A 12,414-nucleotide genomic window follows, 5' to 3' on the forward strand; every position below is an offset into this window, starting at 1 on the left:
CGCCGGGCGATGGGGCGCCCCGCGCACGGGAGACCGGGCTCAGGCGGGCAGTCCGACCGCCCGCTCGCGGTTGCGGCGCTGCTGGATGACGACGGCGGCGACCAGCAGGGAGCCCTGGGCGACGTTCTGCCAGAAGGCGTTGATGCCCTGGACGGTGAGGCCGTTCTGCAGTGCGCCGAGCAGCGCGACGGCGAGCAGGGTGCCGCCGATGCTGCCCTTGCCGCCCTTGAGGGCACAGCCGCCGAGGGCGGCCGCGGTGATCGACTGCAGTTCCAGGCCCTCGCTGCCGGAGACCGGCTGGCCGCTGCCGGTGCGGGCGGTGAGCAGCACGCCGGCCAGGGCCGCGACGGTGCCGGAGAGGGCGTAGGCGGCGAGCAGGTACTTGTTGAGGTTGATGCCGGCCAGGCGGGCGGCGGTGTCGTTGCCGCCGATCGCGTAGATGTTGCGGCCGATGTCGGTGTAGGTGAGCAGGGCGTGCACGGCGACGGCGGTGAGGATCAGCAGCCAGACCATGGTGGGCAGGCCGGCGATCCGGCCGCGGCTGAGGAAGACGAAGACCGGGTCGTTGAGCACGTAGCCCTGGGCGCGGCCGTCCGAGACGAGCTGGGCGACGCCCTTGTAGGCGGCCAGTCCGGCGAGGGTGGCGATGGTCGGGTTGACCCGGCCGTAGACGATCACGACGCCGTTGAACAGGCCGATGCCGGCGCCGATGGCGAGCGAGGCGCCGATGCCGAGGTACGGGTCGGCGCCGGTGGAGGTGAAGACCATGGCGCTGGTGACGGAGGCCAGGCCGGCCTGGGAGCCGACCGAGATGTCGAGGCCGCCGCAGATGATCACGACGGTCTGGACGACGGCCAGCAGGCCGGAGATGGTGGCGGCCTCGGCGATGACCTGGACGTTGTCCCAGCCGACGAAGTTGGGGTTGAGCGAGCCGAACAGGGCGACGACGGCGACGAGGGCGCCGATCAGGCTGAGGTTCTGGCCGCCGATCGCGGCGAGCAGGCTGCGCGGGCCGCCGGACCGGACGGGCAGGGCCCCGGCGTCCGGCGCCGGGGCGGTCGGGGGAGTGGCGGTGGTCATGCGCCCACCTCGCTGCGCTCGGCAGGGGCACTTGCCCACGCGCGCCTTTCGATGGTTCGCTCGCTGCGCTCGTTCACTGGGTCTCTCCGGTCTGGGTGGTGGTGGTGGCGAGGTCGTCGGCCATGGCGAGGGCGAGGACGGCCTCCTCCGTCGCCCGGTCACGGGTCAGTTCGCCGGTCGTGCGGCCGTTCTGCATCACCACGACCCGGTCGGCGAGGCCGAGGACTTCGGGCAGTTCGGAGGAGATGACCAGGACGGCGGTGCCCTCGCGGGCGAGGTCGGCGATGATCTGGTAGATCTCGGCCTTGGCGCCGATGTCGACGCCCCGGGTGGGTTCGTCGAGGATCAGCAGGTCGGGCTTGCGGGCGAGCCAGCGGGCGAGGACGACCTTCTGCTGGTTGCCGCCGGACAGGGTGCGGACCTCGGCCTCGATGGAGGGGGCGCGCACGCGCAGCCGGTCGGCGTACTCCTGGGCGAGGGCCTTCTCCTGGCGCTGCTTGACGAAGCGCCATCGGCTGAGCCGGCGCAGGCTGACCAGCGAGGTGTTGTCGCGGATCGTGCGCTGCAGGAACAGGGCCTGGGCCTTGCGCTCCTCGGGGGCCAGGCCGATGCCGGCGGCGATGGCGGCGCGCGGGTCCTTCAGCCGCAGGACCTCGCCGTTGAGTGCCACCGTGCCGGAGTGGATCGGGGCGTCGCCGGCCAGGGCGAGGGCGAGTTCGGAGCGTCCGGCGCCGATCAGTCCGGCCAGCGCCACGACCTCGCCGGCCCGGACGGTCAGGCTGACCCCGTGCACGTCGTCGGTGGTGAGGTCGCGGACGTCCAGCACGACGCGGTCGGTGGCGACCTGCTGGCGGACGAACAGCGAGGACAGGTCGCGGCCCACCATGAGCCGGACGAGTTCGCTCTCGTCGGTGGCGGCGGCCTCGACCACCCCGGCGACCCGGCCGTCGCGCAGCACGGCGATGCGGTCGGCGAGCCGGAAGATCTCCTTCATCCGGTGGGAGACGTAGACGACGGCGATGCCCTCGTCGCGCAGCCGCCCGATCAGGGCGAACAGGGCCTCGACCTCGTGCTCGGAGAGCGAGGAGGTGGGCTCGTCGAAGGCGATCGCCCGCGGCGGGACGGCGCCGGTCAGGGCCCGCATGATCTCGACCAACTGGCGCTGTGCGGCGGTGAGTTCGGAGCCGAGCAGATCGGGGTCGAGGACCTTGTCGAAGCCGAGGCGGGCCAGGTCCGCGGTGATGCGGCGGCGCAGCTCGGTGCGGTCCAGGCGGCGGCCGGCCCGTCGGGGCAGCGAGCCGGCGTAGACGTTCTCGGCGACCGGGACGTGCGGGATGATCTCGGGTTCCTGCGGGATGATCCGGATCCCGGCGCGGCGGGCGTCCTGGGGGGACTGCAGGTCCACGGTCTCGCCGTCCAGCAGCACGCGCCCCTCGGTGGGGCGGTGGTCGCCGGTGAGGATGCGCAGCAGGGTGGACTTCCCGGCGCCGTTCTCGCCCATCAGGGCGGTGACCCGGCCGGGCGGGAAGGTGAGGGTGACGTCCTCCAGGGCCCGGACGGAGCCGAAGCGCTTGGACACGCCCTCGGCGCTCAGGCCGGGGGCGCCGCTCGCCGGCGGGACGGGTGACGGTGCGGGTGTGGTCATCGGGGCCTCGTTGGCAGTGCGGTGCGTACGGTCTGGGGGAGCCGTGCGCACGGTCGGCGGTGCCGGTGGTCGCGGTACGGTCTCCGGGAGCGCGCCGGTGCGGCGGGCGGATTCGGCAGGCCGGTGCCCGCCCGCCCCACCGGCGGCTCGGCGAGGCGTCAGCTGCAGGACACGCCCGCGGACTGCCAGGTGGCGGCGTCGACCATCGTGGTCGGGGCGAAGGCCTCCTTGGGGAAGTCCTTGCCGTTCTTGAGCTTGTCGTACATGGTCTGCACGGACAGGGCGCCGACGTCCTTGCCGTTGATGAACAGGGCGGCCTTCATGCCGGAGGGCTTGCCGGAGGCCCAGTTCTTGCACGCGAGGTAGGCGCCCAGGCCGACGCCGTCGATGTCGTCGGGGTTGATCCCGGCGTTCTGCAGGGCGGTGACGGCGCCCTGGACGTTCTCGTCGTTGCAGCCCCAGGTCACCCAGTGCTTGACCCCGGGGTTGGCGGTGATGGTGGCGGCGACCTTGTCCTGCGCGCCGGTCGGGGTGTTGTCGGTCGCGACGTCGATCAGCTGCACGCCCGGCACGGCCTGGTCGAAGGCGTCCTTGGCGGCCTTCACGCGGTCGCCGCAGACGGTGACGTCCTGCTTCCAGGCGGAGATGATCCGGGTGTCGGCCGCGTTCCAGCCGGCCTTCTTGAACTCCTCGGCGGCCCGCTTGCCGACCTCACCGCCCATCTGGGCACCGGAGAAGCCGATCCGGGGCACCAGGTCGGTCGCCGCGCACTGGGCCGGGGCCGGCCCGCTCGCGCAGACCTGGTCGTCGGAGGTCAGCAGTGCGGCCTTCGCGTCCCGGGCCGTCTGGACCACCTGCGGGCCGACCGCCGGGTCGGGCACCACGATGATCAGGCCGTTGCTCTTCTGAGCGATCGCGGCCTGCACCTCGCCGACCGTCTTGTTGGCGTCGTTGCCCAGGTTCACCACCTTCAGCTCGGCGCCGAGCTCGGCGGCCTTGGCCTTGGCGCCCGCGGCCTCGTCCACGAAGTACTGCTGGTCGCCCTGCTTCTGCAGGTAGGTGATCGTCACCTTGCCGGACACCGGGGCGACGGGCGCGTCCGCGCTGTTCGAGGAGGTCTGCCCGGTGGAGCAGGCGGTCAGGCCGACGGAGGTGATCAGGCTCAGCGCGGCGATCGCGGCCAGGCGGCCACGGAGGGGGAGGTGCATGGAGGGGGCTCCTGAGGGTGGGGGCCGATCGGCGAGAAGCAACAAAACCAATCAGAAAACACCACGATCAAACGTGGTGGGTCAAAAGAAAACGCCTGGCCCTGAGCTGAGTCAAGCTCATCTTTCCGGATCGGAGCCATCGAGACCGTCTCGTTATCCCGTCGCGCCGCGGATGGGGGGCCGGAGCCGGCGGATCGGGCCGCGATCTTTCGGATCGGAGCAGGTGGTGGCGTGTTCATCGGAACTTACTGATTGGTAGGTTGTTGTCGTGGACAGCTTCGGGCAAAGCCGGGGCGGCGTCAATAGCGCCTGGCAGGGGCATGTCTACGGGGCGGTGCTGTGCCCCTGTGGCAAGCCGACTCGGCCGCTGCCTCCTGGCGGCCGCTGGCCGATCGCGTTGTATTTCATCCGAAGTTGTTGATTACTGTTGAATGTTGGGTCTACTGTCCTCCCCGGCATGTCGGCATGCACCCGCCAGTCCCGTCCCGGCCCCGTCCGGCGACCTGGTCCTGGCGGGCCCCCACCCGGCCGACCCGGCCCGAGGACAGGAGTAGTCGATGAGCAAACCTCCCCACCCGATCCGCCGGGGCGTCACGGCCCTGGCGGCGCTCGCACTCGGCTTCACCACCGCCGCGCTGGCCGCGCCGCCCGCGGTGGCCGCGCCGGCCCCCACGACGAAGTCCGTGACCCTGGACGGCCGCTCGCCGGGGCGCGCGTACGACGGGCTCGGCGCGATCAGCGGCGGCGGCGCCACCTCGCGTCTGCTGGTCGACTACCCCGAGCCCCAGCGCAGCCAGGTGCTGGACTACCTGTTCAAGCCCGGCTACGGCGCCTCGCTGCAGATGCTGAAGGTCGAGATCGGCGGGGACGCCAACTCCTCGGACGGCCCCGAACCGTCCCACATGCGCACCCCCACCGAGGTCGACTGCGACCGCGGGTACGAGTGGTGGCTCATGGAGCAGGCCAAGGCCCGCAACCCCGGGATCACCTTCTACGGCCTGGAATGGGCCGCGCCGGGCTGGCTGAACGGCGGCGTCTGGTCCCAGGACAACATCACGTACCTGGAGTCCTGGCTCGGCTGCGCCCGGCAGCACGGACTGAACGTCGGCTACCTCGGCGGCTGGAACGAGCGCGGCTACGACAAGGCCTGGTTCGAGAAGCTGCGCACCGACCTGGACGCCCACGGCCACCAGGGCACCACCCTGGTCGCGTCCGACAGCGACGACGAGCACTGGTCGATCGCCGCGGACATGGCCGCGGACCCCGCGTTCGCCAAGGCCGTCGGCGTCATCGGCCTGCACGGCACCTGCTGGCACTCGACCCCGGTCTACACCGCCTGCCCGGGCAGCGACACCGCGACCGGGCTGGGCAAGCGGCTCTGGGCCTCCGAGGACGACAACGACAGCTACGGCGCCGACCCGGCCGCCCTGGCCCGCAACGTCAACCGCGAGTACCTCGACGCCCGGATCACCGCCGACATCAAGTGGGCGCTGGTCAGCTCCTGGCCCTCGAACCTGCCGTACGCGGGCGCCGGGCTGATGGCCGCCGACCAGCCGTGGTCCGGCAACTACGCGGTCGGCCGCGACATCTGGGTGATGGGGCACACCACCCAGTTCGCCAAGCCGGGCTGGCAGTACCTGGACACGTCCAGCGGCTACCTGGACGGGACCGGCGCCAACGGCGACCCGCACAGCGGCAGCTACGTCACGCTCAAGTCCGGCAAGGACTACAGCACGGTCATCGAGGCCACCGACGCCACCGCCGCGCAGACCGTGACCTTCAAGGTCGCCGGGGGCCTGTCCACCGGCCAGGTGCACGTCTGGGCCACCGACATGAACTCCACCGACCAGTCGAAGTGGTTCGTCCACAGCCAGGACCTGACGCCCAAGAGCGGTTCGTACTCGCTCACCGTGCAACCCGGCTACGTCTACACCGTCACCACGACCACCGGCCAGGGCAAGGGCACCGCCACGCCGCCCGCACCCACCTCGATGCCGCTGCCGTACCAGGCCGACCTCGGCGGCTACTCCGAAGGGGCCACCGCCCGCTACTTCCACGACTGGGCGGGCGCCTTCGAGACCGCGCCCTGCCCGTCCGGGGCGACCGCCCCGATGTGCCTGCGCCAGGTCATCACCCGGGCGCCGATCCCGTGGCACGGCGACATGAACTACACCCCGCTGACGCTCCTGGGCGACCCGTCCTGGGCCCACTACCAGGCGAGCACCGACGTCACCTTCGAAGAGGCCGGCACCTCCGCCGAACTGCTCGGCCGCATCGACCATGTCGACCACGACCGCTCCGGCTACCACCTGAAGATCGACGACACCGGTGCCTGGAGCCTGTTCAGCGAGAACCGCTCCGGCGCCGACACCGTGCTGGCGAGCGGCAGCTACTCCGGCGCGGGGGCCGGAACCTGGCACAACCTCGCACTGGCCGTCCAGGGCCAGAGCATCACCGCGTCGATCGACCACACCCAGGTCGCTTCCGTCGCCGACGCCGGGCACGGTATCGGTCAGATCGGCCTGGGCGTCGGCGGGTTCCAGCACGCCGACTTCGCCAACACCACCGTCACGCCGCTGGCCGCGCCGGCCACCCACACCGTGACCAGCGTCAACAGCGGCAAGTGCCTGGACGTCACGGGCGCTTCGAGCGAGGACGGCGCCCAGGTCGTGCAATGGACCTGCGCCGCCGGCAAGGCCAACCAGCAGTGGACCCTCGCCCCGGTCGCCGGGACCGGCAGCGTCCAGCTGGTCTCGGCCAACAGCGGCAAGTGCCTGGACGTCACGGGCGCTTCGAGCGCCGACGGCGCCCAGGTCGTCCAGTGGACCTGCGCCGCCGGCAAGGCCAACCAGCAGTGGACCCTCGTCCCGGACACCGGGGCCCGCGTCCAGCTGGTCTCGGTGAACAGCGGCAAGTGCCTGGATGTCACGGGCGCTTCGACGGCCGACGGCGCCCAGGTCGTCCAGTGGACCTGCGCCGCCGGCAGGGCCAACCAGGAGTGGACCGTCTCGTAACGGGACCGGAGAACCCCCTGCCCCGACGTCGTGCCGGGCGCCCCGACCGGGTGCCCGGCACGGAGCAACACCGCCCCCACCCCTCCCCACCTCGGAGACGCCCATGGGCCGTCAACATCCCTCCTCGACCTGGCGCACCGCGCTGAGCGCGGCGCTCGTCCTCGCCGGCGCGCTCGGCGGCCTGGCCGCGCCGCCGGCCGCCCTGGCCGCGCCGGAGAGCGCCGCCACCTCCACCGCCGCCACCTCCACCGCCGTCACCGTCGACGGCACCAAGCCGGGCCTGACCTTCGACGGCGTCGGCGCGATCTCCGGCGGCGGCGGCAACTCCCGCCTGCTGGTGGACTATCCGGAGCCCCAGCGCAGCCAGCTGCTGGACTACCTGTTCAAGCCCGGCTACGGCGCCTCGCTGCAGGTGCTGAAGCTGGAGATCGGCGGCGACACCAACTCCACCGACGGCGCCGAGCCGAGCATCGAGCACACCAGGGGCACCATCGACTGCAACCAGGGCTACGAGTGGTGGCTGGCCGACCAGGCCAAGGCCCGCAACCCCGACATCACGTTCATCGGCCTGTCCTGGGGCGCCCCCGGCTGGATCGGGAACACCGGCAGCGGCGGCAACTTCTGGTCCCAGGACTCCATCGACTACGTGATGTCGTGGATGGGCTGCGCCGCCCAGCACCACCTGAACGTCTCCTACCTCGGCGGCTGGAACGAGCGCGGCTTCGACAAGGCCTGGTACGAGAACCTCAAGAGCACGCTCGTCGCGCGCGGTTACGGCGCCACCAAGGTCGTCGCCGCCGACGACACCTGGGAGGTGGCCGACGCCATGGCCGCCGACCCGGCGTTCAAGAACGCCGTCGACGTCGTCGGCGTGCACTACCCCTGCGGGTACATGAGTTCCTTCACCGAGTGCCCGAGCACGCCGACCGCCCAGGCGCTCGGCAAGCCGCTGTGGGCGAGCGAGAACGGCTCCCAGGACCTCAACAGCGGCGCCCCGGCGGTGGCGCGCGGGATCAACCGGGGCTACCTCGACGGGAAGATGACCTCGTTCATCAACTGGCCGGTCATCGCCGCGCTCTACCCCGACCTCTTCTTCTCCACCGACGGCATGTCGATCGCCAACCAGCCGTGGTCCGGCAACTACGGCATCGGAAAGACGACCTGGGTCACGGCGCACACCACCCAGTTCACCCAGCCCGGCTGGAGCTACATCGACGCCGCGAGCGGCTACCTCGGCGGCGCGCGCGCCAACGGCAGCTACGTCACGCTGAAGAGCACGAACAAGCGCGACTACAGCACCGTCATCGAGACCCTGGACGCCACCGCGGCCCAGACCGCGAACTTCACCGTCTCCGGCGGCCTGTCCACCGGCAAGGTCCACGTCTGGTCCACCGACCTCAACTCCAACGACCCGGCGCAGTGGTTCGTCAAGCAGAAGGACATCACCCCGTCCGGGGGCCGCTACACCCTCACCCTCCAGCCCGGCCGGGTCTACACCGTGACCACCACCACCGGCCAGGGCAAGGGCACCGCCACCCCGCCGGCCGCCGCGCCGATGAAGCTGCCCTACGCGGACGGCTTCGACACCCCGGCGACGACCACCTCGCCGAAGTACTTCACGGACATGAACGGCGCCTTCCAGACCGTCGCCTGCGGCGGCGGCCGCACCGGCACCTGCCTGCGCCAGATGGCCCCGGCCTCGCCGATCCGCTGGACCGACGAGCCCTACAACGCCCCGTACACGATGATGGGCGACGGCAGCTGGTCCAACTACACCGTCACCGCCGACACCATGTTCGAGCAGTCCGGCACCGTCGAGCTCCTCGGCCGGGCCAACCAGCAGGGCCGCAACAACAACGGCCTGAACGCCTACCACCTGCGGGTGAGCGACACCGGCGCTTGGTCGATCGACAAGAGCGACACCAAGTGGAACTTCACCACCCTCGCCAGCGGCACCGCCGCCGCCCTCGGCACCGGCCGCTGGCACACCGTCGCGCTCACCCTCGACAACGAGACCCTCACGGCGAGTATCGACGGCACCGCCGTGGGCAGCGCCACCGACGCGAGCTTCACCAACGGCCGCGCCGGCCTCGGCGTGACCGGCTACCAGACCGACCAGTTCGACAACTTCGCCCTCACCCCCGGCACGCCCACCACCCACACCGGCCCGATCGCCTCCGCCCTGCCCGGTACCTGCGCCCGCCCCGCCGCCGGCACCAGCGGCGCCGCCGTGCAGCTCTGGGCCTGCGACGGCAGCGCCCAGCAGGTGTGGACCCGCTCCAACGGCACCCTCACCCACAACGGCAAGTGCCTGGACGTCACCGGCGCCGGCACCGTCAACGGCACCCCGGTCGAGCTGTGGGACTGCACCGGTGGCGCCAACCAGCAGTGGACGCCCCAGCCGGACGGCACCCTGAAGAGCACCCAGTCCGGCCGCTGCCTGGACGACCCGGCCGCGGCGACCACCGACGGCACCCCGCTGGAGATCTGGGACTGCAACGGGGGCGCCAACCAGCGCTGGACCCTGCCGTAGCCCACCGACCCGCGGGGATCCGGAAGATCCCGCACGCGACCGGTCGGGTGCCCGTGACATCGCGGGCGCCCGGCCGGTCGCGCTCCTGCGTCCGGCGGCTGCTCGGCCGGGCCGGTCCGCAGGGGCACTCGTGCTCGGACTTTGCACAGTGAGTGCGTGTTGCTGCTTATTTTGACCGTCATCTTGTCAAGAACGAGCAGAGGCCCGTACAAATGATCCGGCTGGGACCACAGCAGCCACCCATGCCCTGACCCCCGAGATCCCGTGAGGTCGAAGCGTGTCAACTGCCCTCCGCCGGTGGCTCCGTACCACCGTCGCCTGCTGTACGGCGCTCGCCGCCGTGTCCACCGCCACGCTCCTGGCGCAGCCCGCGGTCGCCGCGGAGCCCGCCCCGCCCGGCACCGTCGCCGAGTACCCGAACTACGCCCCCACGCCGCCCATGGGCTGGAACGACTGGTCGTACTACCAGTGCGGGATCGACGAGAAGACGATCCTCGACAACGCCCGGGCCCTCGTCTCCACCGGACTGGCGAAGAAGGGGTACGACACCGTCACCATCGACGACTGCTGGATGTCCGGGCAGCGCGACGCCCAGGGCAACCTGGTCGCCGACCCGAAGCTGTTCCCGCACGGCATGGCCTACGTCGGCCGCCAGGTCCACGACCTCGGCCTGAAGTTCGGCATCTACGAGGACGCCGGGACCACCACCTGCGGCGGCTACCCCGGCTCCCTCGACCACTGGCAGCAGGACGCCGACCTGTTCGCGTCCTGGGCCGTCGACTACGTCAAGCTCGACGGCTGCAACGTCCCGGTCAAGCCCGGCGAGACCGAGGAGCAGAGCTACCGCGACACCTACACCGCGATGAGCCGGGCGCTGCTCAACACCCACCGCAGGATGGTCTTCTCGATCTCCGCGCCCGCCTACTTCCAGGGCACGCCGAACTGGGACTCGGTGATCCGCTGGTCCGCGCCGCTCGGCAACCTGTGGCGGGAGGGCGCGGACATCGCGCTCGGCCAGGCCAGTGGCGCCGAGAAGTGGGCGTCGATCACGTACAACTACGGCTACAACGTCGGACTGGCCGATCTGCAGCGCCCCGGCCGGTGGAACGACCCCGACTTCCTGCTCGCCGGCGACTCCGGGCTCAGCCAGGACGAGATGCAGAGCCAGATCTCGCTGTGGGCCATGATGGCCGCGCCGCTGATCTCCAGCACCGACCTCACCCGTCTCTCCCCGGCCGCGCTGGACGTGCTCGGCAACCGCGACGTCATCGCCGTCGACCAGGACCGGCTGGGCGTCCAGGGGCGCGTCGTCCAGCACGGAACCGGCTACGACGTGCTGAGCAAGCCGCTGGCCGGCGGGGACCGCGCGGTCGCGCTCTTCAACTCCTCCGACACCGCGCAGACCATCACCACGACCGCCGCCCGGGCCGGCCTGCCCGCCGCCGCCGGCTACCGGCTCGACGACCTGGTGACCAAGCAGGCCGTCGGGACGACCGGCGTGATCTCCGCGAACGTGCCGCCGCACGCCACGGTGCTCTACCGGGTTCACCCCGGCGCGACCCACGGCCTGGCCCCCGCCACCGCCGTCACCTGGCAGGACGTCAGCACGGCCGAGGAGCCCGGGACGTACCGGATCACCCTGGCCGACAACGGCGCCGTCGCGCTGAACGACACCGACCTGCGGATCAGCGCCCCCGCCGACTGGACCGTCACCCCGGCGACCGTCGCGCTCCCGCGCATCGCGCCGGGCGCGACCGCGTCGGCCACGGTGACGGTGCACGGCCCCCAGGGCGCTCCCGGGACCACGGTCACGGCGATCACCGCCACCGCGAGCTACCGGGCCCGGCCGGCCGGGGTCGACACCGTCAGCGGTGAGCAGACGATCGTGCGGACCGTGCCCTACCCGTCGCTGGAGGCCGCGTTCAACAACGTCGGCGCCACCTCCGAGAGCGACACCGCTCCCGGCAACTTCGACGGTGCCGGGAACAGTTACTCGGCGCAGGCCCTGGCCCTGGCCGGCGCCACCGCGGGCGCCACGATCAGCGCCAACGGCCTCAGCTTCACCTGGCCGTCCGCAGCCGCCGGCACCAACGACAACGTGTCGGCCGCCGGTCAGGAGATCACCTTCAGTGGCCGGGGCAGCGCGCTGGGCTTCCTCGGCGCCGAAGCGGGCTTCGCCTCCGGCACGGTCACCGTCGCCTACACCGACGGCACCACCAGCAGCGGCCAGCTGGGCTTCCCCAACTGGTGCTGCACCCCGACCGACGCCTACGGCGCGAAGACCGCGTTCACCACGGACCACCGCAACACGCCCACCGGCCCGGGCAACTTCGGCACCGGCTACGGCGTCTTCACCAACACCGTCCCGTTGACGCCCGGCAAGACGATCCGCTCCGTCACGCTGCCCGGCGCCGCGGCGATCCACGTGTTCGCGCTGGCCGTCCAGCCGTGATCCGCGCCGCCCGGCCCATCGGACCGGCTCCGGTGGGCCGAGCGGTCGGCGTTCCCCCGCCCGGGACTCCGCCCCTGTTCCCCCGCCCGAGACTCCGCCCCTGTTCCCCTGCACGGGACTCCGCCCCTCCCCGCGAACGGCATCCAGGACCCACCCATGATCGTCACGAACCGCATCACCCTGGCCGGCGCCCGCCTGGTCCTGCCCGGCGGCGTCGTCGAGGGCGACCGCCTCGCCGTCGAGGGCGAGCGCATCGCCGGCCTCGGCGGCGACACCGCGCCCGGCGACCTCGACCTGACCGGGTACACCGTCGTCCCCGGCTTCGTCGACCTGCACGTCCACGGCGGCGGCGGCGCCTCCTACGCCTCCGGCATCGCCGAGGAGGCGCTGCTGGCCGCCCGGACCCACCTGGAACACGGCACCACCACCACGATCGCCTCCACCGTCACCGGCGAGATCGACGAGGTCGCCCGCCAGGCGCA

7 protein-coding genes are annotated in these 12,414 nt (G+C 71.9%); 4 read left to right on the forward strand and 3 right to left on the reverse strand.

Annotated elements, in window-relative coordinates:
• Window positions 1–39 precede the first annotated feature (39 nt).
• From ACFVUY_RS26860 to ACFVUY_RS26870, 3 genes are all read right to left on the reverse strand, one after another.
• Entirely contained in the window at window positions 40–1,080 is a 1,041-nt protein-coding gene (locus tag ACFVUY_RS26860; protein ID WP_387734008.1) for an ABC transporter permease, read from the reverse strand.
• 73 nt (window positions 1,081–1,153) lie between these two features.
• On the reverse strand, window positions 1,154–2,725 hold the full coding sequence (locus tag ACFVUY_RS26865) for a sugar ABC transporter ATP-binding protein (RefSeq protein WP_387694599.1): 1,572 nt from the start codon (window positions 2,723–2,725) through the stop codon (window positions 1,154–1,156).
• A 158-nt stretch (window positions 2,726–2,883) separates the two neighbouring features.
• Window positions 2,884–3,933 (reverse strand): substrate-binding domain-containing protein, encoded by a 1,050-nt coding sequence (locus ACFVUY_RS26870; RefSeq protein ID WP_387734011.1) that lies wholly within the window; start codon window positions 3,931–3,933, stop codon window positions 2,884–2,886.
• A 557-nt stretch (window positions 3,934–4,490) separates the two neighbouring features.
• On the opposite strand from ACFVUY_RS26870, the gene ACFVUY_RS26875 reads away from it, so the two are divergent.
• The 4 genes from ACFVUY_RS26875 to ACFVUY_RS26890 form a co-directional block, all read left to right on the forward strand.
• On the forward strand, window positions 4,491–6,947 hold the full coding sequence (locus ACFVUY_RS26875; protein WP_387734014.1) for an RICIN domain-containing protein: 2,457 nt from the start codon (window positions 4,491–4,493) through the stop codon (window positions 6,945–6,947).
• A 103-nt stretch (window positions 6,948–7,050) separates the two neighbouring features.
• Window positions 7,051–9,480 (forward strand): ricin-type beta-trefoil lectin domain protein, encoded by a 2,430-nt coding sequence (locus tag ACFVUY_RS26880; protein WP_387734017.1) that lies wholly within the window; start codon window positions 7,051–7,053, stop codon window positions 9,478–9,480.
• 277 nt (window positions 9,481–9,757) lie between these two features.
• Complete coding sequence (locus ACFVUY_RS26885; RefSeq protein WP_387734019.1) at window positions 9,758–11,932, forward strand: NEW3 domain-containing protein; 2,175 nt, start codon at window positions 9,758–9,760, stop codon at window positions 11,930–11,932.
• Window positions 11,933–12,088: 156 nt separating this feature from the next.
• Window positions 12,089–12,414 (forward strand): amidohydrolase family protein (locus ACFVUY_RS26890; RefSeq protein ID WP_387734022.1); only part of this gene is annotated, 326 nt, incomplete at its 3' end.

It is taken from the genome of Kitasatospora sp. NPDC058063 (assembly GCF_042885395.1).
Lineage (GTDB): Bacteria > Actinomycetota > Actinomycetes > Streptomycetales > Streptomycetaceae > Kitasatospora > Kitasatospora lactacystinica.